Source organism: Flavobacterium artemisiae, assembly GCF_042678225.1.
Taxonomy (GTDB): Bacteria; Bacteroidota; Bacteroidia; order Flavobacteriales; family Flavobacteriaceae; genus Flavobacterium; species Flavobacterium artemisiae.
Genome location: NZ_JBHUDZ010000001.1, coordinates 326437 through 352214, shown reverse-complemented (window position 1 = coordinate 352214; position 25778 = coordinate 326437). Strand labels below are relative to the sequence as shown.

General features: G+C 35.6%; 16 protein-coding genes. 12 read left to right on the top strand and 4 right to left on the bottom strand.

What is annotated here, in order from left to right; translation table 11 throughout:
• The first annotated feature begins 44 nt into the window (after positions 1–44).
• Positions 45–527: a DinB family protein gene (locus ACFSC2_RS01555; RefSeq protein ID WP_379817495.1), complete on the top strand. Its 483-nt coding sequence runs from the start codon at positions 45–47 to the stop codon at positions 525–527.
• Positions 528–580: 53 nt separating this feature from the next.
• Positions 581–1078, top strand: a complete 498-nt coding sequence (locus ACFSC2_RS01550) for a DinB family protein (RefSeq protein WP_379817494.1) — start codon at positions 581–583, stop codon at positions 1076–1078.
• Between the two features lie 34 nt (positions 1079–1112).
• Here the strand turns inward: ACFSC2_RS01550 and ACFSC2_RS01545 are convergent, their stop codons facing one another.
• The gene (locus ACFSC2_RS01545; protein ID WP_379817493.1) at positions 1113–2075 is read right to left on the bottom strand and encodes a helix-turn-helix transcriptional regulator; all 963 of its coding nucleotides are present in this window, start codon (positions 2073–2075) and stop codon (positions 1113–1115) included.
• A gap of 368 nt (positions 2076–2443) precedes the next feature.
• Complete coding sequence (lepA, locus tag ACFSC2_RS01540) at positions 2444–4240, bottom strand: translation elongation factor 4 (RefSeq protein ID WP_379817492.1); 1797 nt, start codon at positions 4238–4240, stop codon at positions 2444–2446.
• Positions 4241–4709: 469 nt separating this feature from the next.
• On the opposite strand from lepA, the gene ACFSC2_RS01535 reads away from it, so the two are divergent.
• Positions 4710–4943 (top strand): hypothetical protein, encoded by a 234-nt coding sequence (locus tag ACFSC2_RS01535; protein ID WP_379817491.1) that lies wholly within the window; start codon positions 4710–4712, stop codon positions 4941–4943.
• Positions 4944–4984: 41 nt separating this feature from the next.
• Here the strand turns inward: ACFSC2_RS01535 and ACFSC2_RS01530 are convergent, their stop codons facing one another.
• Both ACFSC2_RS01530 and ACFSC2_RS01525 read right to left on the bottom strand, forming a co-directional pair.
• Positions 4985–5683, bottom strand: a complete 699-nt coding sequence (locus ACFSC2_RS01530) for an NUDIX hydrolase (protein ID WP_379817490.1) — start codon at positions 5681–5683, stop codon at positions 4985–4987.
• A 49-nt stretch (positions 5684–5732) separates the two neighbouring features.
• A complete protein-coding gene (locus tag ACFSC2_RS01525) occupies positions 5733–6449 on the bottom strand; it encodes an NUDIX hydrolase (protein ID WP_379817489.1) in 717 nt (238 codons plus the stop codon).
• Positions 6450–7080: 631 nt separating this feature from the next.
• On the opposite strand from ACFSC2_RS01525, the gene ACFSC2_RS01520 reads away from it, so the two are divergent.
• The 9 genes from ACFSC2_RS01520 to ACFSC2_RS01480 all read left to right on the top strand — a co-directional run bounded on the left by ACFSC2_RS01520 (position 7081) and on the right by ACFSC2_RS01480 (position 25754).
• The gene (locus ACFSC2_RS01520) at positions 7081–10173 is read left to right on the top strand and encodes a SusC/RagA family TonB-linked outer membrane protein (RefSeq protein WP_379817488.1); all 3093 of its coding nucleotides are present in this window, start codon (positions 7081–7083) and stop codon (positions 10171–10173) included.
• A 12-nt stretch (positions 10174–10185) separates the two neighbouring features.
• Complete coding sequence (locus tag ACFSC2_RS01515; RefSeq protein WP_379817487.1) at positions 10186–11778, top strand: RagB/SusD family nutrient uptake outer membrane protein; 1593 nt, start codon at positions 10186–10188, stop codon at positions 11776–11778.
• A 17-nt stretch (positions 11779–11795) separates the two neighbouring features.
• On the top strand, positions 11796–12665 hold the full coding sequence (locus tag ACFSC2_RS01510) for a hypothetical protein (RefSeq protein WP_379817486.1): 870 nt from the start codon (positions 11796–11798) through the stop codon (positions 12663–12665).
• 139 nt (positions 12666–12804) lie between these two features.
• Positions 12805–15291, top strand: a complete 2487-nt coding sequence (locus tag ACFSC2_RS01505) for a glycoside hydrolase family 2 TIM barrel-domain containing protein (RefSeq protein ID WP_379817485.1) — start codon at positions 12805–12807, stop codon at positions 15289–15291.
• Between the two features lie 119 nt (positions 15292–15410).
• Entirely contained in the window at positions 15411–17810 is a 2400-nt protein-coding gene (locus tag ACFSC2_RS01500; RefSeq protein WP_379817484.1) for a glycoside hydrolase family 31 protein, read from the top strand.
• Between the two features lie 246 nt (positions 17811–18056).
• Entirely contained in the window at positions 18057–20063 is a 2007-nt protein-coding gene (locus ACFSC2_RS01495) for a glycoside hydrolase family 97 protein (protein WP_379817483.1), read from the top strand.
• Between the two features lie 192 nt (positions 20064–20255).
• The gene (locus tag ACFSC2_RS01490) at positions 20256–21815 is read left to right on the top strand and encodes a GH39 family glycosyl hydrolase (protein ID WP_379817482.1); all 1560 of its coding nucleotides are present in this window, start codon (positions 20256–20258) and stop codon (positions 21813–21815) included.
• A gap of 98 nt (positions 21816–21913) precedes the next feature.
• The gene (locus ACFSC2_RS01485) at positions 21914–24148 is read left to right on the top strand and encodes a glycoside hydrolase family 3 C-terminal domain-containing protein (RefSeq protein WP_379817481.1); all 2235 of its coding nucleotides are present in this window, start codon (positions 21914–21916) and stop codon (positions 24146–24148) included.
• Between the two features lie 97 nt (positions 24149–24245).
• Positions 24246–25754 (top strand): cellulase family glycosylhydrolase, encoded by a 1509-nt coding sequence (locus tag ACFSC2_RS01480; protein WP_379817480.1) that lies wholly within the window; start codon positions 24246–24248, stop codon positions 25752–25754.
• The last annotated feature ends 24 nt before the right edge of the window (positions 25755–25778 follow it).

Genomic DNA, 25778 nt, shown 5'->3' with positions numbered 1-25778 from the left:
GCCCAATTTAATTTTGACGTATAGAAATTTAAAACCTTACAATCATGAAAACATTAGAAGCACAACAGGTAATTACTTCAGAAGATTTATTAAAACACTGGCAAGGACACCGCGCACTTACGCGTCGTTTAATTGAGATGTTTCCTGAAAAAGATTTCTTCGAATTTTCAATTGGCGGTATGCGTCCTTTTGCAAAATTAGTTGATGAACTTTTAGCGATTGCAGCTCCAGCATTAAAAGGAATCGTAAATCGCGAAGCGCAGCCTTATACTGAAGGAACAGAAAAACTGATTTTTAAAGCGCAATATCTAGCTAAATGGGATGAAGCTACAGAAGAAATCAATAAATATTGGGAACAATTAACTATTGAAGATTTTAGTGAAACTTTTAATCTATTCGGTCAGTATGAATTTCCAATCATTCAAAACATTCTCTATTTTATAGATAATGAAGTACACCACCGAGGGCAGGCTTATGTATATTTAAGAGCTTTAAATATTGAACCGCCGTTTTTCTGGGAAAGATAATACTCTGATTTTAAAGTTATAACTTTATAAAACTAATCTAAAATCTAACCGTTATGAGTTTAAAGAGTATAATGTCAAATTATTCAGATTACAATTTATGGGTAAATCAGCAATTTGTGAATTGGCTTTCGCCGAAATCTGATGAATTGCTTTATGCAGAAGTGCCTTCGAGTTTTTCTACTATTATGAAAACACTGGATCATATTTGGTCCACTGAAGGATATTGGTTTTCTGTAATTTCAGGAATACCGATGACAGAAAAAGAAAGTTTCGACAATCTGTCTAAAGAAGAAATATTTGCCGGTTTACTGAATTCGTCTACAAAATTGAAACATCTTATTAACTCAATGTCAGAAGAAGATTTAGTAAAAGAAGTCAAAATTACAAATCCGTGGTTTGAGTGCGAACTTCCAATTGCCGATTACTTAATTCAGGTTGTTAATCACGGAACTTATCACAGAGGCCAGATCGTAACAATAGGAAGAAATGTCGGAATTACCGATGCCTCAAATACCGATTATAATTTTTATAATGTTGTGAAACAGAAATAAACAAAAAACTCCTGAAAATCTTCAGGAGTTTTTTTTATAAAAGCCTTTGTTTATTAATTTCTAATAACTCTAAAACTCTCGTTTTTAGAGATTCTGGTTCTAGGATTTTGGCATAATCGCCAAACATTAAAAACCAGCGCGGAAATCCATCTTGCAAACTATGAGACATAAAAGTCATTTCGATTTCGTCGCCTATTTCTTTTTGAGAAACAAAACCATGATACTTTCTTTCGTGAGCTAAATATCTTGCGATTTTTTTCTGCACCAAAAGACGGACTTTTGTTGTTGGAATCGTTTTTTCATTTTCAGCCAAATAAGTTTCCAGAGAATCATGTTCGATGGTAAAATCGACATCTGTTTTTTTAATTCCTTGAATTCTGTCAGTTCTAAATTGACGGTAATCTTTTCTAAGATGGCAATATCCTAAAAAATACCAATTGTTATTATCGTGAAAAACACCTACAGGTTCCAGATTTCGTTGCGTCGTTTCTTCTTTATCAAAAGTTTTATACGTTAAAAGAATCTGTTTTTTTTCGGCAATTCCTTCAAAAAGAACGGCTAATGTATTTGGAGAATTATCGTTAAACATTGGTTCAGCATCCTGCATTAGAATTCTCGATTCGATGTTCGAAAGATAATCTTTGTCGTTACTTTTTAAAACAGACTTGAGTTTGTACATTGCCGATGCGTAATGTGTTCCCAAAGAAGGATCGGTAAATTTTTGCATCAGTTTTTCGGCAGCAATAAAACTGCTTACTTCTTCGCGCGTAAACATAACAGGAGGTAATCTGTAGCCGTCCATCAAAGCATATCCAACACCAGCTTCACTATAAATGGGAACTCCCGAAGCTTCAAGAGTTCGAATATCTCTGTAAATAGTTCTCAAACTGCATTCAAAACGATCTGCCAATTCCTGAGCTTTTACAATTTTTTTAGATTGCAATTGAATCAGAATGGCAACAATTCGGTCAAATCGTTTTGGGGTTTCGTCGAGCATTTTTTAGGTTCTAAGGTTCTGAGTTGATGAGGTACTAAGATTCAAAGATACAAAGCTTGGTTATTTATGGAAATAAAATGCTGTTCCAAATTGGGACAGATTTTTGTTTTGAATTAATTAATGCTATACTTTGCGTAAGACGCACTGCTGTGCGTCTCTACAGATGCAGATTGTGTGTAAAAGATTGAAGATATATTTATTTTGAATAAAATTTGAAATCATATTCACGACACAGAATTGTAGAGGCGCACAGCAGTGCGTCTCACGTAAAGAGATATTGTTATAAAATAAAACAAAAAACCCAACAACTTTAAGTCATTGGGTTAGTCTATATTCTATGTTCTTTTTTCTATTTTCTAAAAAAAAATCTAGTCGTTAAGTTTCAAAACAGCCATAAATGCCTCTTGCGGAATCTCAACGTTTCCTACTTGACGCATACGTTTTTTACCTTTTTTCTGTTTTTCAAGAAGTTTACGCTTACGCGAAATATCTCCACCATAACATTTTGCAGTAACGTCTTTACGAAGTGCTTTAATCGTTTCACGAGCAATAATCTTAGCTCCAATTGCAGCCTGAATCGGAATATCAAATTGCTGTCTTGGGATTAGTTCACGTAATTTTTCGGTCATTTTTTTACCGATATTATAAGCGTTGTCTTCGTGAATCAAGGCAGAAAGAGCATCTACAGTTTGAGCATTCAAAAGAACGTCTAGCTTAACCAATTTAGAAGTTCTCATTCCGATTGGAGAATAATCGAAAGAAGCATAACCTTTAGAAACTGTTTTTAGACGATCGTAAAAATCGAATACAATTTCTGCCAAAGGCATATCAAAATTCAACTCAACTCTTTCAGTTGTTAAATACGTCTGATTCGTAATTAAACCACGTTTTTCGATACATAAGCTCATTACGTTTCCTACGAAATCAGCTTTTGTAATAATAGTAGCTTTTATAAAAGGCTCTTCAACTCTATCAAGTTTTGAAGGTTCTGGTAAATCTGAAGGATTGTTTACTACTAATGCAGTTTCTGGATGTTTTTTTGTATAAGCCAAATACGAAACGTTAGGTACAGTTGTAATTACCGTCATGTCAAACTCACGTTCTAAACGTTCTTGGATAATTTCCATATGAAGCATTCCTAAGAATCCGCAACGGAAACCAAAACCTAAAGCGGCAGAACTTTCTGGAGCAAAAACTAATGAAGCATCGTTCAATTGTAATTTTTCCATTGACGAACGCAAATCTTCATAGTCTTCTGTATCAACTGGATAAATTCCAGCAAATACCATAGGTTTTACGTCCTCAAAACCAGTAATCATATTCGTTGTCGGCACTTTGGCATCTGTAATTGTATCACCAACTTTTACTTCGCGTGCTTCTTTAATTCCAGAAATCAAATAACCAACATCTCCTGCCGAAACTACATTTTTAGGAACCTGATTTAATTTTAAAGTTCCAATTTCGTCAGCAAAATATTCATTATCAGTAGCCATAAATTTAATTTTCTGGCCTTTTTTAATTTCACCATTTACAACTCTAAAAATAACCTCGATTCCACGGAACGGATTATAAACAGAGTCAAAAATTAAAGCTTGTAACGGCTCTTCTGGATCTCCTTTTGGAGCTGGAATTTTTTCGATAATGGCAGCTAAGATGTTTTCAACACCAAAACCAGTTTTTCCAGAAGCATGAATAATGTCTTCTAGTTTACAGCCTAATAAATCGATAATATCATCACTAACTTCTTCTGGATTTGCACTTGGTAAATCTACTTTATTTAAAACTGGAATAATTTCCAAGTCATTTTCTAAAGCTAAATACAAGTTAGAAATAGTCTGAGCTTGAATACTCTGCGCAGCATCAACAATTAAAAGTGCTCCTTCGCAGGCGGCAATAGATCGAGAAACTTCGTATGAAAAGTCAACGTGACCCGGAGTGTCAATTAAATTTAAAATATATTCTTCTCCCTTATAAGTATATTCCATCTGAATGGCATGACTCTTAATGGTAATTCCACGCTCGCGCTCCAAGTCCATGTTGTCAAGCAATTGTGCTTTCTCTTCACGAGCTGTAACGGTTTGTGTAGCGCCCAAAAGCCTGTCTGCCAATGTGCTTTTACCGTGGTCAATGTGTGCAATAATGCAAAAATTACGTATCTTCTTCATTTTAATATATCAGTTCTCTAAATGAGTTTTAGTATTTTTTGGGAACAATTCGTGATAAAACAATTGCTTTAAAACGTCTTGTTAAGGCGCAAAGATAGCGCAAAGTTTTGGATTCTGGAATTTACTTTATCGATTTTGAATACAGAAGTCAAAAACCTGTTTTTCAGTCGGTAAAGATTTTGCATCAATATGGTTTTTTGAGCTAAAAATTGAAGAATACTTTTTAGATTAAGATTAACGGAAATAAAGTTTAAGGAATAAATGCCCAAACCGAGATTTGGATGAAATAAATGTATTTTTTGTACGAATAATTGTCGCTTAAGATTAATTTGATTAAACTTGTAGTCATTTTAACCATAAGATTAATCTGCTTTTGGTTTTTAACTGTTTTTTTGAAATATCTGTGTACAAGATAATCAGCTAGAAAGTAGTTATAGTGTTTTTATTTACTAATTAAACCCAAGAAATTATGCAAAAAGAAACAATGAAGCTTGTTCTGAAATATGAAAAGCTTACAAAAGAAGAAATGAAAAGTATCGGTGGAGGAACTTTAGGAACTGTCTGCGGACCGAGAAATGGAGTGCCAACTTCAATGTGCCCGAGTGGAAAAGGAGTTGCCGCTAATTCGGGAACAGAAGACCCAACTAAGTTTCCGGGAATTGTGGGAGGTTTTTGCAATGTGATAATCCTTTGTATTCCGTAAAAAAATAAAAAACGGCCTAAAGATTTCTTTAGGCCGTTTTGTTAATACTCAAAATTGAATCCTTTTTGAGTTAGTTTTTTATACATTTCATCATCAAACTTGTAAAGTTTAGCTGCTCTGTGCGAAACGTCTTTTTGTTTTTCATCCAATTCTGTGAGCAGTTTCATGTGCAGAATTTTTCTTCTAAAATTCGATTTATCCATTTCGATTCCGAGAATTTCTTCATACAAATGCATTAACTGCAATAAAGTAAATTTTTCTGGCAGCAAATTAAATCCAATTGGAGCCTGACGTACGCGATTACGCAGCTGCATTAAGCTGACATTCAGAATTTCGTTATGATCAAAAATCAAATCCGGAATCTCGTTTATTTTGTACCATTTGGCTTCAATAACTCGTAAACTGGCTTTAATATTATAATCTTCCCGATTAACCAAAGTATAATATCCGATAGTCACAACGCGTCTTTCTAATACACGTTTCGGATTTGTAAATGCTTGTAATTGTTCCAGATAAATATCTTCAAGACCAGTAAGTTCCTGTAAAATTCGCTGTGCGGCATCATCGGCACTTTCGTCTCTTTGAAGCCAGCCGCCCAGAAGTCCCCATTTACCCATACTTTCGCCTTGAGCATGCTGTACTAAAAGCACTTCAAGGCTTTCTTTATTGAATCCGAAAAACACACAATCGATTGTGATTCCGTCTACTGCTGTTTTGCTATGCTGATTTTTTTCTGCCAATTTCTGATAATATTAGAATAACGAAATTTTTTTTTTCGGTTCAGACGAATTAGAATTCGAAATTAAAACCTTTCTCTGTAAGTTTTTGGTAGATCGCAGGATCAAATTTATACAATTGTGCCGCTCTATGAGAAACATCTTGCTGCTTTTCGTCTAAAGCTACTAACAATTTCATATGCAGAATTTTACGCCTAAAATTCGATTTGTCCATTTCGACTCCTAATATTTCTTCGTAAAGCTGCATCAACTGCAATAAAGTAAATTTTTCTGGCAGCAGATTAAAACCAAGCGGCGCCTGACGAACACGGCTTCTAAGATGTTTTATACTATAAGCCAGAATTTCGTTATGATCATAAATTAAATCCGGAATACTATCAATTTTATACCATTGTGCATCGGATGCTGTAAAACCAGCTTTAATATTATAATCTTCTCTTTTTACCAAAGCATAATACCCGATTGTAATTACACGTCGGAGCGGGAAACGATCTGGATCTCCAAAAGCTTTTAATTGTTCAAGATAAATATTATCAAGACCAGTCAACTCGTTTAATAGTCGATGCGCGGCATTATCAGTGCTTTCTTTTTTATAAATCCATCCTCCTGGAAGCCCCCATTTTCCTTTACTGATCCCTTCTCCATGCTGCACCAAAAGTACTTCAAGACTTCCTTTGTCAAAACCAAATATGACGCAGTCAATCGTGATGGCGTTCATCGCACTTTGTTCGCTTTTTGCGAAAGGTTTCTCATCTCCATTTTCGATCATAAGTTGCTATAAATTTTGACAAATTAAGCAAATAAAATGCTAAAGTGTCTTTGTTCGTTACTTAATATTTTTTTAACAAATTAAAATTTTGATAATCAAGGCTTTGAAATTCGTAAAAAGGAACTCTTTAAAATGAAATTCTTTTAAATACTTGATTGTCAAATTACTATTTAGCTATTTTTTATTTAAAAATTATTTCACTAAAACAAGTTCGCTTGTTATATTAATAAAAATGACTCCTCTTAAATCAGAATTAAAAAAAAATAACCTTAATATTTTGCTAAAATAGAAAAAAAGTTTTACACTTGTAGTCAAATTTACCATAAGATAAATTCAAATTGACTATAAGCAAAGATGGCAAAGATAAAACTTAACTTAAACTTACCACAATTGTTTTTTTAAATTGATTTTAAAAGTTTTTTGATAACAGAATTAAAAATCATAATACAAATCGATTTTGATGCTTTGAAAAACTCAGGTTTTTCAGGTTTCTGCTAATAGTTTTTCAAGTGTCTAATGTTAGAAATGAGATTCAGGCCCTCATTTGTAATAAGAATTGCTTGGGGAGTTTTCCAAATTTTCTTAGGGTAAATGATTACTAACTATAACTTAAACTTAATCATTTCTTATTATGAAAAGCAAAAATTGTATTAAAACAACAAAGCTTCCATATTTTTTGGGGCTGCTGCTTAGCGTATTTATGATACAGTTTGGATTTGCCCAAGACCAATCCAAAACTGTAAGTGGAACTATAACTTCGTCTGAAGACGGATTTGGAGTTCCTGGAGCAACTGTACAAGTAAAGGGAACAAACTCAAGTACTGTTACCGATTTTGATGGAAAATATAAAGTTGAGGCTAAAACAGGAGATGTTTTAGTGATCACTTTTGTTGGTTTTAGATCACAAAACATTACCGTAGGAACTCAGAAAGTAATTAATGCCGTTTTACAGCCCGAAACTTCGGAGCTTAAAGAAATTGTTGTAATTGGTTACGGTACTCAAAAGAAAAAAGTAAACACTGCCGCAACTTCATTAGTATCTGGAAAAGATATCCAGCAAGTAGCGAGTCTTGATGTTGTAAATGCTTTACAAGGTCAGGCTTCTGGGGTAAATGTTACTTCATCTTCGGGACAGCCAGGTGCGAATATGGTGGTAAATATTCGTGGTGCTGGTACAGCAGGGAACAGTGATCCTCTGTATGTTGTAGATGGTGTTGTGGTTGATAACGGAATCGGATACCTTGATCCATCTGTGATTGAAAGGGTAGACGTTCTTAAAGATGCTTCGGCTGCATCTATCTACGGAGCAAGAGCGGCAAACGGTGTAATTTTAGTAACAACTAAAAAAGGAAAAGATGGTAAAATGAATGTGTCTTTCAATTCTTATACAGGTTTTCAGCAAATTGCTAAAAAACTGGATTTGATGAATACACAAGAATATACAACAATAATGAACGAAGCTCGTGTAAATTCTGGATATTCTCCATTGTACACTAAAGCACAAATCGCTTCATTCCCAAATCACGATTGGCAGAATGATTTGTTTAATGAAGGTGCTATGAAACAAAACCATTCATTATTAATTACTGGCGGTGATCAAAAATCAACTATTGCTACAGGTTTGTCTTACTATGGACAAGAAGGTATGATTGGAGGATCAAATAATCAATCGCAATACGATCGTATTACTTTTACAGTAAACTCAACTTCTGAAGTAATTAAAGATTATCTTAAAATTGGTGAAAACTTTACATTTTCAAATGTTAAATCAAGCGGTGTTGCCGATGATGGTATTTACAGCAATGCAATTAGAAGTTTCTTAAATGCGGCTCCAATAGATGCAGCGTATGATGAAAATGGAGATTTTGCACGTTCTATTATTTCAGCAGATGTCAGCAATCCGGTTGGATCTTTGTATTACAATAACTTCAATCAAACGAAAACAAATCGTTATGTAGGGAATATTTTTGCTGAATTAAAAATTATCAAAGACCTTACTTTTAGAACAAGTTTTGGTGTTGATATGACAGACAGTAACTACAGATCTTTTAGACCAGTTTATTCTCTTTCTTCCAGCGATAACAATACGGTTTCTAGTGTTACACAAAGTGGTACAAAATCGATGGGATGGATTTTTGAAAATACACTTCAATATAAATTCAACATTGCTTCTTCTCATAATTTCGATATTTTGGCGGGTACTTCTGCTAAAAAGAATACTTCTGATTACATGGAAGGACAAGGAAGAAACTTGATTTTTGATGATTTTGCACATGCTTATTTAGACAATGCAAAAGATCCTACATCTAATGTTGTAAAAGGAAACCGTAAAGATTATGCGATCCAGTCTTACTTCGGACGTTTATTATACGATTACAATAACAAATATTTATTTTCGGCGACAATTCGTCGTGACGGTTCATCAGAATTTGGACCAGACAACAAGTATGCTATTTTCCCTTCCTTTTCTGCAGGTTGGAATTTAGATAAAGAAGCTTTCTTTAAAGAAAATAAAGTGTTGAACACATTTAAATTAAGAGCAAGCTGGGGACAAAATGGTAATGACCAATTCGGAAGAAGATTTGCTTATTTGTCAACTGTAAATTCTACAGACAAAACGTATCACTTTGGTACAGGAGACGAAACTTTATTAGTAGGTTCAAGCCCTGACCAATTGGCAAACCGTAACTTAAAATGGGAAACTTCTGAACAGTTAGACTTAGGTTTTGATGCGACTTTGTTTACCAACTTTACTTTGACTTTTGATTATTATGATAAAAAGACAAAAGACTGGTTAGTTTTAGCTTCGATTCCTACTTATGCTGGAGCAACTGCACCGTATATTAATGGTGGAGATGTAAGCAATAAAGGTTTTGAAATTGGTTTGGCATACAGAACGCGTTTTGGAAAAGACTGGAATTTTGGTATTAATGCCAACCTTTCTCGTAACCAAAACGAAGTACTTAGAATTGCGAACAATGAAGGAATCATTCACGGAGAAAGTAACGTTTTATTCCAAGGTTTAGACGAAATGAACCGTGTTGAGGTTGGTAAACCAATGGGTTATTTCTACGGATTAAAAACAAATGGTATTTTTCAAAATGCGGCAGAAGTTGCAGCGGGAGTTCAACCAAATGCTCAACCTGGAGATGTTCGTTTTGTTGATTTAAACGGAGACGGACAAATTGATGCTAACGATAAAACACAAGTTGGTAATCCAAATCCGGATGTTACTTATGGTGTAAATTTAGAATTGTCATATAAAGCTTTTGATTTCTCTATCAATACTTATGGTACAGCTGGAGGACAAAACGTTTTCGGAATTCATGATTATACACGTGCTTATACAAACAATACTACTGATATCTTAAACAGATGGACAAGCGAGGGGACTTCAAACTCAGTTCCGAGAGTAACTTATGGAACTGATGAAAACGGGAATTATACTAAATTCTCTGATCTCTATATTCAGGATTCTGATTTCTTTAGAATTAAAAACGCAACTATTGGATGCGACTTAACAAAGTTAACAGACAAATTGAGATTCTTCTCTAAGTTCAGAGTGTACGTTGCAGGAAATAACATTTACACATTTACGAAGTACAAAGGGATGGATCCTGAAATTGGTTTCGGAAACGTAAATCAATCTTGGGCAAAAGGAATCGATGTTGGGTATTATCCACAGCCTAGAACCTACATGATGGGTCTAAATGTTAACTTTTAAATTTTGAAAAACATGAAAACATATATAAAATTATTCGCTCTTTCAAGCTTACTTGTTTTAGGTGCTTGTTCGGAAGATTTTTTGGAAAACGAACCATATACTGATAAAGTAACAGAGAATTTTTATAAAACTCCGTCTGATGCTTTTGAAGGTTTGGTAGCCGTTTATGATGTATTGCAAAGAGAAGCTTACGGTACACAATTGATTGTAAGTGAGCAGGCATCTGATAATTGCTTTGGAGGATTTGGTATTGCAGATCCAACAGTAGATTTGCAGTGGGACCGCTTTCAATATACTACAGATAAAGACATGAATGCGCTGACGTGGACAAACTCTTATCTTGGAATTTACAGAGCTAACATTTTGTTAGAAAATTTAGATAAAGTAAACTGGGGAGCTAATACAGCTTTAAAAACAAGATACGAAGCAGAAGCACGTTTCTTGAGAGCGCACTTTCATTTCCAGGCAGCAAAAATGTTTGGAGATATTATTCCGTTGGATCATACAGTGACAACAAGCGAATTTCAATTACCAAGACAAACACCAGAAGTTACTTATGCCTTAATTGCTAGCGATTTAAAATTTGCAGCAGATAATTTAGGAAATGAAAACTATTCTCAGGCAGGAAATGCAAACTATGGGCGTATTACAAAATGGGCTGCAGAAGCTTATTTAGCAAGAACGTTTTTGTTCTATACAGGAGCTTACAACAAAACAGATTTGGCTGGAGTTGTTACAAAAGCACAAGCAACAACTTATATTAATGATGTGGTAAGCAACAGCGGACACGGATTGGTTCCAGATTTTGCTAATCTTTGGCTGGCAGCTTCTTTAGAAAATTTTGTTGGAGAAGATAATACAGAAATGGTTTGGGCAGTTCGTTTTAACGGATCTGGAAAAGGAAACTGGGATCTTCACGAAGGAAACCGTTTTCAAGTAAATATTGCACCTCGTGGAGGAGCAATCGGAAGATACGCAACAGGATGGGGAGGAGCAACTGTTAATCCTAAATTAGTTGCAGCTTATGATGCAGCAGATACTAGAAAAGCGGCTTCTTTTATTGATTATGCGAATGAAACTCATAACGGACAACCTTTAAATTTTGATCCACAAGCAAGAGAGCAACGTCAATACACAGGATATTCTTGGAAAAAATACTGCCCGATTACAAACGCGGCAGGAACTGCAGTTGTAGAAGCAAATGGAGGAAATTTCCAAATTGACAACTATCAAGATTATGCAATTATTCGTTTTGCAGATGTTTTATTAATGGCTGCCGAATTGAATTTGGACGGAAATGCAGGTTTAGCACAGACAGATTTTGACAGAGTTCGTGACCGTGCATTTAAAGACACTGCTCACAGAATTACTGTAACTAAATCTGTTATCATGGAGGAACGTCGTTTAGAATTGGCACTTGAAGGATTACGTTATTTCGATTTAATCAGACAAGGAATGGGTGTAATGAAAGCGGCTATTGATAACAATACTGGAGATCAGTTTGCTGTAACTTTTAGAACAGAAACTCAGGGCTGGTTTCCATTGCCACAATCTCAAATAGTACTTTCAAATGGTACCATTACTCAAAATCCGGGTTGGAATTAACTAAAAACAAATTGATTATGAAACGTATATTATATATAGTATTAGCGGCTGTAACGATCAGTTCGTTTTTATTCTCATGTGAAGCAATCGAAGATCGCGAAAGTCTTCCAGCAGTAACGCTTACGCCAGAGACCATTAAATATTCTGTGACTCAAAATGCGGCAAAAAAGAATGAAATAGTTTTAAAAAATGAAGATCCAACAGTGATTCCATTTTGGAAATATGTAGACGCACAAGGAAATGAGTTAGGACATTCTAACAAAAGTGAAGATAAAATTACTTTTCCATTTGCGGGTAAATACACTGTTTTTTACACAGCATTCGTTAGAGGAGGTTCAGTAGAAGCAGCACCAGTTGCAATAGATGTTCCAGAGAACGATAATACTTTTTTCAGTGATCCGAGATGGAACAAATTGACCAACGGACAAGCTGGAAAAACTTGGGTATTGTACATGACAGCTCCATTAGAATTTATTGGTAATACACCAAGCTATGTTAATAGAGCGGTAAGCGGTCCAGGCTGGTGGCCAAATCTTACTGATATTTCTTGGGCAGGTCTTGAGAATAAAGATTGGGGAGAAATAACATTCAATTTAGATGGAGGTTATAATGTTTCGGTAACACAAACGAACCCAGCTTTAGGAGCAACACAAAAAACAACAAAAACAGGGACGTTCAATTTTAGTTTAACAACGGGAGAAACAAATGACAGAATTTCGTTTAACGGAGGAACAGAAATGCTTCACCCAAATGAACCAAGTTATTTTAGCAGTTCGTTCAGTTTTACTAACGTAAAAATTGTTGAACTTACAGATACAAGTTTATGCTTTATTGCAATTAGAGCAGATGGTGATTATCTAATTTATCATTTAGTTCCAAAATCATAATTAGTTAGTTTTTGAAGTCTCAGTTTTAAATAAATATCCAAAAGATACTTTAAAGCTGAGACTTAAATTGTTTTTATGAAGAAATAAATGGACTCAATTTTTATTTCTATCTTCAAATTTCAAAAACAAAAAAATACCCATGCAAATTAGAAAAAACATAAAAAACGTAAGCTTATTAGTAGTGTCAGCTGGAATTATTTTCTTGAATTCCTGTGCCAAAAAAAACGATGCTTTTGTAAATAGAAAAGTTTCTTTTAATGCAGATTGGAGTTTCCATCTTAATGATAGTATTATTGATAAAGACACTATCGGCACAGCAACAAAATGGAGAATTTTAGATGTACCACACGATTGGGGCATCGAAGGAAAGTTTGATGAAAAAAGTCCGGCCGGATATGGTGGAGGATCGCTTAACGGAGGTTTAGGCTGGTACAAAAAGACATTTAAAGTTGCTGCAGAAGACAGTACAAAAATAACTTCAATCACTTTTGACGGCGTTTACAAAAACAGCGAAGTTTGGGTAAACGGTCATTATTTAGGAAAACGTCCAAACGGATATATTGGTTTTCAATATGAAATTTCTAAGTATTTAAATTACGGAGAAAAAAACAACGAGATTATTGTTAAGGTTGACAATTCAAAACAACCCAATTCACGCTGGTATTCAGGTTCAGGAATTTTTAGAAATGTCTGGATCGAAACCACAGATAAACTTCATGTTGGACAATGGGGAACGTACATTACAACTCCAAAAGTTACGGCTGAAAAAGCTTCTGTAAATATTGAAACTACAATCAAAAATCAATATCAAGAAAGCAAAAAAGCAACGGTAACTACAACCCTTTATAAAGAAGATAAAAAAGTAACATCGGTTACTCAAGATATAACCATCAATGCCAACGGAAATCAAACTGTAAAGCAATCAGCTGAAGTTGAAAATCCTGCATTATGGTCAGATGAAAATCCAGAATTATACACGGCAGTTACGGAAATTTCGCTTGACGATAAAATCATTGATCAATACAAAACGACATTCGGAATCAGGGATTTTAAATTTGATTTGAATAAAGGTTTTATTTTGAACGGAAAACAGGTCAAAATAAAAGGAGTTTGTATGCACCACGATTTAGGTCCGTTGGGTTCCGCAATCAATACGCGAGCACTTGAACGTCAGTTGGAAATTCTGAAAGAAATGGGCGTAAACGGAATAAGAACTTCTCACAATCCGCCTGCTCCTGAACTTTTACAGCTTTGCGACAAAATGGGTTTCATTGTCATGGATGAAGCTTTTGACATGTGGAAACAAAACAAAACCAAATACGATTACGCAAATGATTGGGACAAATGGCACAAACAAGATTTAATTGATCAATTGTTACGCGACCGAAATCACGCCAGTATTTTTATGTGGAGTATTGGAAACGAAATCCCGGAACAATGGAACGAAACGGGAATTGAAATTGCAAAAGAATTAGCTGCAATTACACGTCAATACGATAAAACAAGACCCATTACCGCAGGAATGAATCCGCCGGTAAATATGAATATTGATGCGGTGACTTTACAATTCGAGAAAAAAAATGTTTCGATTAATCCGCTTGCGGGATCTGGAGTTTTAGATTTGATCGGATACAATTATGCGCATCAGACATTTGAACATCATTTAAAAAACTTCCCAAAAACCCCTTTTATAGCAACCGAAACTACTTCAGGTCTACAAACAAGAGGTTATTATGATGCTGTTTCAGACACAATCAAAAAATGGCCAGTTAGTTGGGATAAAAAATTTGAAGGAGGAAATCCTGGAAATACGGTGTCGGCTTACGATCAAGTACAGACGCCTTGGGGTTCAACTCACGAAGCAACTTGGAAAATCATTAAAAAACACGATTTCTTAGCGGGAATGTACGTTTGGACAGGTTTCGATTATATCGGAGAACCAACTCCATACGAGTGGCCATCGGTAAGTTCGTATTTCGGAATTGTCGATTTAGCCGGTTTCCCGAAAGACGTGTATTATATGTACCAAAGTGAATGGACTAATAAAACTGTTCTTCACGTTTTCCCACATTGGAACTGGAAAGCCGGACAAACTGTTGACGTTTGGGCTTACTATAATAATGCAGATGAAGTGGAACTTTTCGTAAACGGAAAATCAGTTGGAAAAAGAGCTAAAAAAGGAGAAGATTTACACGTAATGTGGCGAATTCCTTTTGAAGCAGGAACGCTTAAAGCCATTTCTCGCAAAGGCGGAAAAGTGGTTTTAGAAAAAGAAATCAAAACCGCTGGAAATCCTTCACAATTAAAATTAACTGCGGACAGAAATACCATCAAAGCAGACAAAAATGATTTGTCTTTTGTAACCGTAGATATTTTGGATGCAAACGGAACGATAGCGCCAAATGCAAACAACGAAATCAACTTTTCATTAAAAGGAAGTGGGAAAATCGTAGGCGTTTGCAGTGGAGACCCAGTTAGTCACGAACCTTACAAAGGAACTAAACATACCGCTTTGGCAGGAAAATGTTTGGTAATTGTACAATCGGGAGATAAAAGCGGAAGATTAGAATTAACCGCTAAAGCGAATGGATTAAAACAAGCCACAATCGTAATTACAACAGAATAGTAAGTTTTACTATCCTAACAGGTTTCCAAAACCTGTTAGGTATCTATAAATTTTTATTAAGATAGTATATAAAATACCTAACAGGTTTTTAAAACCTGTTAGGATAACTAAATTAACCAATGAAAAACAGACAACTAACCACATTGTTTTCGGCTTTTATGCTTGGATTTGTTCTGACGCCAAAAGCATCAGCTCAAATTCAAAATGCAGATGTGCTGAATGCACCAATCGATATCAGTAAAGATTTTCAGAACTATCTGAACACTTTTTACTTTGCAGACGAACTAGCTTCTTTCGACCCTGCAACGGGAAAAGGAGCCATAAAATATTTGAGATACAACTATAAAACACGTCAGGCATTCAACAACATGATGATGAAACCCGATGTTGAAAAAGCAAACGAATTCCCAACAACAGAATATGCAGAATCACCAGTTTTGCCATTCGAAATTCAGTTTGTTTCTGATAGAACAGTTCGTATCAAAGCCACTTCTGGCCCGCAATTTCACCCACAAAAGGAATCTTTAATGTTGGTTGACGGCGTTGCGCCAAATCATCCGGAATTATGGAAATATGCTAAAATCGAAGGCGGTCACAGTTATACAAGCAAACACGGAAGAGTTGAAATTTTGACAAAACCTTGGCACGTAAAAATCTTCGATGAAAAAGGAAAACTGTTGACAAGCACCCTTCACGATACTGATTTTAAAAATACGTATACACCAACACTTCCGTTTTCATACGTTCGCAGAAACAGTGATTATTCAAGAAGTATGGGCGCTGCGTTCAGTTTAGAACCAGACGAAAAAATATTTGGTTGTGGAGAATCCTTCACGCAATTCAACAAACGCGGTTCAAAAGTAGTTTTATGGACAGATGACGCTAACGGAATCCAGAATGAAACGATGTATAAACCTATCCCGTTTTACATGAGTAGCCGCGGTTATGGCGTTTTCATGCATCATTCAACTCCAATTACAGTTGACTTCGGAAAGTATTTCTCAAGTGCCAACGAAATGTACATTGGAGACGACGAAGCCGATTTGTTTTTCTTCATTGGAGAACCAAAAGACATTTTAGATCAATACACTAATTTGACTGGAAAAGCTGCCATGCCGCCACTTTGGTCATTCGGTTTTTGGATGAGTCGTATTACCTATTTCTCAGAAAAAGAAGGACGTGACGTTGCGAGAGATCTGCGTAAATACAAAATCCCAACTGACGTAATTCACTTTGACACAGGTTGGTTTGATGTAGATTGGAGAAACAACTATGAGTTTGCAAAATCGCGTTTCCCAGACGCAACAAAAATGATGTCCGATTTAAAGAAAGACGGTTTCCAAGTTTGTTTATGGCAGTTGCCATATTTCACACCAAAAAATACTTTGTTTCCAGAAATTATGGATAAGAATTTAGCGGTTAAAGACAGAAAAGGAAATCTTCCGTACGAAGATGCAGTTTTAGACTTCTCAAATCCTGAAACAGTTACTTGGTACCAAGGAAAATTGAAAAAGTTATTCGATGAAGGAGTTGCCGTTTTCAAAGTAGATTTTGGAGAAGCAGCACCGCCAGACGGAATTTACCATTCTGGAAGAACAGGTTTCTACGAGCATAATTTATATCCTTTAAGATATAACAAAGCCGTTGCAGAAATCACTCAGAAGGAAAAAGGATATACTTTAATCTGGGCGAGAAGTACTTGGGCAGGATCACAGCGTTATCCGTTACATTGGGGAGGAGATTCTGAAACTACGAATGGTGCCATGTCGGCAGAATTACGCGGTGGACTTTCATTAGGATTAAGCGGATTCAGTTTCTGGAGCCATGATGTTGGAGGTTTCGCAACAAAATCTCCTGAGAATATTTACAGAAGATGGACACCATTCGGAATGTTGACTTCACACGTAAGAAGCCACGGAGAACCACCTCGCGAACCTTGGTTATACAGCAAAGAATTCTTAGAGGGATTTAGAAAAGCTGATAATATGCGTTATGAATTAATGCCTTATATCTACGCTCAGGCAAAAGAAAGTTCAGAAAAAGGATTGCCAATGATGAGAGCTTTATTTGTAGAATATCCAAACGATCCGGGAGCTTGGTTAGTGGATAATGAATATTTATTTGGTTCAAGTATGTTGGTTGCACCACTTTTTGAAGAAGTTGAAGAAAGAGACGTTTACCTTCCAGAAGGAACTTGGATTGACTATCAAACTAAAAAAGTATATCAATCTGGCTGGCATAAAATTAAAGCGGGCGAAGTGCCAATTGTAGTTTTAGTAAAAGATGGAACTGCACTTCCTCATATCGGTTTAGCGCAGTCTACAAAAGATATGGATTGGAGCAAATTGACTTTAAAAGTATATGCAAGCGATAAAACAACTTCGGCTTCAGCTAAAGTTTATTTACCAAACGGAGATGATTTACAAGAAATCAAAGTGACCAAAACCGGAAACAATTTTGACGTAAACGCAAATCCATTAAAAGGAAAAACCACTTTTAAAACGGAGTGGGTAAAATAAAAAGTTAGCCACGAATTGCACGAATTTTCACGAATTTAATTTGTGATAATTTGCGGAATTTGTGGTAAAAAAAATATAGCCACAGATTAAAATGATTAGAAAGGATTTTTTCTTTCTCTCACTTCCGATAACTATCGGGATTGCAGATTGAGCAGATTTTTAATCTTTTTTAATCCTTTAATCTGTGGCAAAAAAATAGTCAGAGATTTGAAAAATCAGTGGCAAAAAAACATAATACCAAAAAACATGAAAAACTATCTTATTCTCCCAGCCGTATTGTTTTCAATGACAATCGGCTACAGTCAAAAAACGAAAAGCGCTTACGAACTGGCATCGCCAAACGGAAAAAACAAAATCAAATTTGAGCTGGTGAAAAACGCTCCAAAATACGTCGTTTCTCACGGAAAGACAGAAGTAATTTCTCCTTCTGAAATGGGATTTGTATTAAAAGGAAATGAAGACTTAAGTTCAAATTTCGAAATCAAAGGAGCAAAAACTTCTACGTTTGACGAAACTTGGGAACAAGTTTGGGGAGAAAAGAAAAACATCAGAAATCACTACAATCAATTAGTAGTTGATTTACAGCAAAAAACAGGAAACAAAAGAAAATTACAAATTCAGTTTCGTGCTTTTGATGATGGAGTAGCTTTTAGATATGTTTACCCGAAACAAAATGTAAAAGACAGTATCTTCATTACAGATGAAAAAACAACTTTCAACTTAAAAGAAGACGGAAAGGCGTGGTGGATTCCGGCAAACAGAGAAAACCGTGATGAATATTTGTTTAAAGATGCACCCGTAAGTACGCTTGATACGGTTTTAACGCCATTAACAATCGAAAGCAAAAGCGGATTGGCTTTAAGTTTCCACGAAGCCAACTTGTATGATTTTGCTAGTATGACTTTGGTAAACACTAAAGGAACAGAATTAAAATCAGATCTAGTGCCTTGGCCTGATGGTGTAAAAGTTCGCGTAAAAGATTCGTTCACTTCATCTTGGAGAACCATTCAAATTGGAGAAAATCCGGGAGAATTGATTACTTCTTATTTGGTTTTAAACCTGAACGAACCAAACAAATTAAAGAACACAAACAGCTATTTCAAACCATACAAATATCTAGGAATTTGGTGGGGAATGCACATCGGTAAATATACTTTCTGGGAAAGCGACAAACAAGGTGCAACGACAAAACACGCCGAAGAATATATCGATTTTACGGCAAAAGAAGGTTTCCACCATTTACTAATCGAAGGATGGAACAAAGGATGGACGCCGGGCTGGTACGAAAACCGTATGCACATGTTCAGTTTCACGAAAAGCGCTGACAATTTCGACTTAGAAAAAGTGGTGGAGTATGGAAAGAAAAAGAACATCGAATTAATAGGATACCACGAAACAGGTTCTAACTTAATCAACTATTTAAAAGAAGTTGACGAAGGTTTTGCATTATACAAAAAATTAGGAATCCACACCGTAAAAATTGGTCACGTAGGTTCTAAATTAAATATGAAACAAATGCACTTCGGACAGTTTGGAGTGAATTATTTCAGATACATTTTAGAAAAAGCGGCACAATACGATTTAGCGGTTTTATACCACGAATCAATTAAAGATACTGGAGAAAGAAGAACTTTCCCAAACATGGTTTCAAGAGAAGCGGCGCGCGGACAAGAATATAACGCATGGAGCGAAGGAAATCCGCCGAACCATTTAAGTATTATTCCGTTTACAAGATTACTTTCAGGGCCAATGGATTTCACACCAGGAATTTTTGATGTTGAGGTAAAACAAGGTTATCCAGGAAAAAGAATTCAGGGAACAGTTGGGCAGCAATTGGCATTGTACGTTACGATTTATTCTCCAATTCAAATGTTGGCCGATCTTCCTGAAAATTATGAAGGAAAACCAGCTTTGCAATTCTTAAAAGATGTTCCGACAGATTGGGAAGACACAAAAATCTTAGAAGGAAAAATTGGTGAATACATCACGACAGCAAGAAAAGACAGAAACAGCGCAGACTGGTATTTAGGAACTTTAACAAATGAAAATCCAAGAAATGTAAATGTTTCATTATCATTCTTAGATCCAAATGCCACTTACGAAGCGCAAATTTATGTGGATGCTGAAGGAACAAATCAGAAGAATAATCCAGAAGCGGTAGCAATTTCGAAGAAAACAGTAAAAGCTTCAGATAAATTACAATTGAACTTAGGCGGTGCTGGCGGTGGAGCTGTAAGATTTAAGAAATTATAATTCGCAAAGATTTTCTGTAGAGACGCACTGCAGTGCGTCTAACATATAGTTGGACAATAAAACATTTAGCCACAGATTAAAAGGATTAAAAAGATTTAAATCTGCTCGATCTGCTAAATCTGCGAGAGAAAAGAAAAAAATCCTTTAGAATCCTATTAATCTGTGGCAAAAAATAAACAAAACTATTTTCAGATGAAAAAACTTTTAATACTAGCAACAGTTTTAATTTCTTCAATGAATTCGTTCGCTCAAGACCGAACCATAAAAGTGGATTTCAAAAAAGAAGCAGGAAAACTAAACACCATGTTCAAAGAATGCATTGGTGCCGGAAGAGCAAATGAAGGTTTGCGAGCAGATTGGCAGCAGCAATTGGCATTGGTAAAAAAAGAATGCGATTTTAAATACATTCGCTTTCATGGTTTGCTGACAGATGATATGGCCATTTACCGTGAAGACGAAAAAGGAAATCCAGAATACAACTACCAATATGTAGATGTTTTGTTCGATTACATTATAAGTCTGAAAATGAAACCTTTTGTAGAATTAGGTTTTATGCCAAATGCTTTGGCAAGCGGAAAAGAAACTATTTTTTGGTGGAAAGGAAATGTTACTCCTCCAAAAGACTATAAAAAATGGGAAGATTTAATTCGAAATCTAACGGCTCACTTTAAGGAACGTTATGGAGACGAAGAAGTAAAAACGTGGTATTTTGAAGTGTGGAACGAACCAAATCTTTCGCCAGGATTTTGGAGCAGTACGCAGGACGAATACTATAAATTATACGATTACGCAGTTCGCGGTGTAAAAGCAGTAAATCCGGTTTATAAAGTCGGCGGGCCAGCGACAGCAGGTGCGGCGTGGGTTCCAGAAACAATCGCTTTTTGTGAAAAAAATAATGTGCCGATCGATTTTATTTCAACACATACATATGGAGTAAAACATGGCTATTTGGACGAATTCGGAACTTCTGGAACGATATTGAGCAAAGACGAATTTAGCGTAAGCGGCGAAGTTATAAATTCACGCAAACAAATTACAGAATCAACCAAACCGAATCTTGAATTGCATTATACAGAATGGAGTGCATCTTATACACCTGCTGATCCAATTCACGACAGTTATCATTCGGCGGCGTATATTTTGCAGAAATTAAAACAAGTTGGCAATGCTGCAAACTCAATGTCGTATTGGGTTTTCACGGATATTTTTGAAGAAGCTGGGCCAAGATTTACACCTTTTCACGGTGGTTTCGGATTGTTGAATACGCAGGGAATTAAAAAACCAGCCTATTTCTCTTATTATCTAATGAATAAATTGGGAGAAACAGAACTTCAAAACAGTGATAAATCTTCTTGGACTTCTAAAAATGCAAAAGGCGATGTTCAGGTTTTATTGTGGGATTTTACAAATACCCATCCGGGCGATAAAGAGTTGAACCAGACGTATTACATTAAAGATCTTCCATCAAAAGAAAAAGGAAAAGTCAAAATTGAGGTGGACGGAATGCAGAAAGGTAAATATACTTTAGAAATCTATAAAGTCGGCTACAAAGTAAATGACGCTTACGCGGATTATTTAGCGATGAATAAGCCAAGTCAGTTAACACGTGAGCAGGTCAATTCAATAAAAGAGAAAAATAACGGAGCGCCAATTTCGACAGAAAAAATTACAATTGACGGAAAAGGAACTTTCAGCAAAGAATTCAAAATCAACGAAAATGATGTTGTAATGCTGAATTTAATCAAACAATAAACTAAAAACAAAAAACCACAAACAATATAATATTAACAGGATTTACAGATAATGCGTGAGGAATCAAAATCTTTAAGTCTAAAAACATCTAACTATCTATGAAAAATAAAATGATCATGTTGTCAGCGGTTGTTTTGGCATTATTTGCTTCTTGTAAAAATGATGCGCAGACTTCAGCTTCAAATTCGGCGGAGACCGAAGAATACGTTGGAAAAGAAATAGGAACAGAACATGATGCTGAAATCGACAAACTGATTTCGCAGATGACTTTAGAAGAAAAAATCGGAATGCTTCACGGGAACAGTATGTTTGCCAATGCAGGCGTAAAACGTTTAGGAATTCCAGAATTAAAAATGGCAGACGGTCCGTTGGGAGTTCGTGAAGAAATTTCACGCGATAACTGGGCTCCAGCTGGTTTGACAAACGATTTTGCAACGTATTATCCAGCGGGCGGTGCTTTGGCAGCCACTTTTAATGCAGAAATGGCGCATACTTTCGGAACCAGTTTAGGAGAAGAATTACGTGCAAGAGACAAAGACATGTTACTTTCGCCAGCAATCAATATGGTGAGAACTCCACTTGGAGGAAGAACTTACGAATACATGTCGGAAGATCCGTTTTTAAATAAAAAAATCGCTGTGCCTCTGGTTGTTGGTTTACAGGAAAAGGATGTGATGGCTTGTGTAAAACATTATGCAGCAAACAATCAGGAAACGAATCGTGATTTTGTTGATGTTCAGATTGACGAGCGTACACTTCGCGAGATTTATCTTCCAGCTTTTGAAGCTTCAGTAAAAGAAGGAAAAGCATACAGCATTATGGGTGCTTACAATAAATTCAGAGGTGAATATTTATGTGAGAACGATTATATGCTGAACAAAATCCTTCGTGATGAATGGGGATTCAAAGGAATTGTAGTTTCTGACTGGGCAGCCGTACATTCGACAGCAAAAGCTCTAAAAAGCGGACTGGATATCGAAATGGGAACTCCAAAACCTTTCAACGAATTTTTCTTAGCCGATAAATTAATTGCTGCGGTTAAATCAGGAGAAGTTTCAGAAAAAGAAATTGACCTTCATGTAAAACGTATTTTACGTGGTTTATTTCATATAAAAGCAATGGGTGGCGGAACTCGTGCAAAAGGAAGTATCGCAACCGAAGCACATTACAAAGACGCTTATGATATTGCTGCCGAGGCAATTGTTTTATTGAAAAATGAAAATAATGCGCTTCCGCTAAAATTAGACGGAGTAAAATCGATTGCCGTTATTGGAAACAATGCAACAAAGAAAAACGCTCTTGGCGGATTTGGAGCTGGTGTTAAAACAAAAAGAGAAGTTACGCCTCTTGAAGGTCTTAAAAACAGACTTCCTTCATCAGTTAAAATCAATTATGCTGAAGGATATTTAGAGCGTTATGATGAGAAAAATAAAGGAAACTTAGGAAATATTACTTCTACAGGGCCAGTTACAATTGACAAATTGGACGAAGCAAAAGTTAAGGAAGCAGTAGAAGCTGCTAAAAACTCAGATGTTGCGATCATTTTTGCGGGATCCAACCGTGATTATGAAACAGAAGCTTCAGACAGAAGAGATTTACACTTGCCTTTCGGACAAGAAGAATTAATCAAAAAAGTATTGGCTGTAAACCCAAAAACGATTGTGGTAATGATTGCTGGAGCTCCATTTGATATTAATGAAGTAAGCCAAAAATCTTCTGCTTTAGTTTGGAGCTGGTTTAACGGTTCTGAAGGTGGAAATGCTTTGGCTGATGTGATTTTAGGAAAAGTAAATCCGTCAGGAAAATTACCTTGGACAATGCCAAAACAATTGAAAGATTCTCCTGCACATGCCACAAACAGTTTCCCTGGAGACAAAGCTGTAAATTATGCAGAAGGACTTTTGATTGGATACCGTTGGTTTGATACTAAAAATGTGGCGCCGTTATATCCTTTTGGTTACGGATTATCATATACCAACTTTGCTTTTGGAAATCCCAAGACTAATAAGACGAATTTCACTTTAACAGATGTGATTGAAGTTTCTTTAGAGGTTCAAAATGTCGGAAATGTTAAAGGAAAAGAAGTGGTTCAGTTGTACACTTCAAAATCAGATTCTAAAATTACTCGTGCCAAACAAGAATTGAAAGGTTTCAAAAAAGTTGCTGTTATAGCTGGAGGTTCAGAAAAAGTAACCATCAAAGTTCCGGTAAAAGAATTAGCCTATTATGATGTTGCCTCTAAAAAATGGACAGTGGAACCAGGGAAATATACTTTGAATATAGGAAATTCCTCTAGAGATCTGAAATTCAAAATTGATGTAACAGTTAAATAAAACTTTTTATTGCTATAAAATAATCAAACCGTCAACGCCAGCCCACTAAAAGCTGGCGTTGATTTTAAAAACTTACACTTAACTTAAACCAAACCAAATGAAAAAAACAATTAAAGATTACCTGATAAGTATATTTTTATGCTTTGCATTTTTAGGAGTTTTAGCTTGCAGTTCTGATAAAGAAACAGCACAAAACTTAACTGTAAAAGGGCTTACAATAAGTACAGATAAAATCGATTTTCAGAGCGCCGAAAGTAACGCTGAATTAACAATTAATAGTGAAGTAACTGCATGGTTGCTGCAAAGTTCTGGAACAAACTGGATAAAAATTAATAAAGTGGCGGGTTCAACCGGTACTACAGTGGTTCAGGTTACAGCATTAGAAAACACAACTTCAAGCGCAAGAACTGCTGTTATCACGTTAAGTTCTGGCGAAGCAAATTCGTTGCAGATAAAAATTTCTCAGGCAGCAGGAAAAGCAGCTGATGGGATATATCCAAGCTACAATACAAATCCACTTCCTGCAGATGCCACAGGAATGAACAGCACAGCAGTTCAATTGGTGGCAAAAATGAAATTAGGCTGGAATATTGGAAATACGTTAGAAGCAACAGGAGGAGAAACCGCATGGGGAAATCCAAAAGTTACAAAACAACTAATTGATTTAGTAAAAGCGAATGGTTTTAATGCAATTAGAATTCCGTGTTCATGGAATCAGTATTTAGCTAATGCTGAAAAAGCGCAAATAAAAGCAGATTGGCTTAACAGAGTAAAAGAGGTTGTACAATATTGTGTGGATAATGATATGTATGTTATTGTTAATATCCACTGGGATAGCGGCTGGCTTGAAAATAATGTTACAGAAGCTAAAAAAGATGCTAATAATGCTAAACAGAAAGCATTTTGGGAACAAATTGCTACAACATTACGCGATTTTGATGAGCATGTTCTTTTTGCAAGTGCCAACGAACCAAATGTAGAAAATGCAACACAAATGGCAGTTTTAAAGTCATATCATCAAACTTTTATTGATGCTGTTCGTTCTACTGGCGGAAAAAATGCTTATCGTAATTTAATTGTTCAAGGACCATCAACAGATATCGAAAAAACGAATAAGTTGATGACAACTTTGCCAACAGATAAAGTGCCGAACAGAATGATGGCAGAAGTTCATTATTACACTCCTTATCAATTTGCATTAATGGACAAAGATGCTGATTGGGGAAAAATGTTCTACTATTGGGGAAAAGACTATCACTCAACAACAGATGCGACTCGAAATGCTACTTGGGGTGAAGAAGCAGATTTAGATAAATTTTTTCTTTCTATGAAAACACAATTTGTAGATAAAGGAATTCCAGTAATTTTAGGAGAATTTGGAGCAATAAAACGTTCTAACTTGACTGGAGATGACTTAACTTTACACTTAGCATCAAGAGCTTACTTCTTAAAATATGTAGTAAAACAATCTAAAGCTAACGGACTAATTCCTTTTTATTGGGATGCAGGAAATTTAGGTGTAAATACAATGTCGTTATTTGACAGAAGCAATAATACTGTTTACGATATACAAGCTTTAACTGCTTTAAAGGAAGGATTACAGTAAAAATCTTTTTAAAATCATATAAGT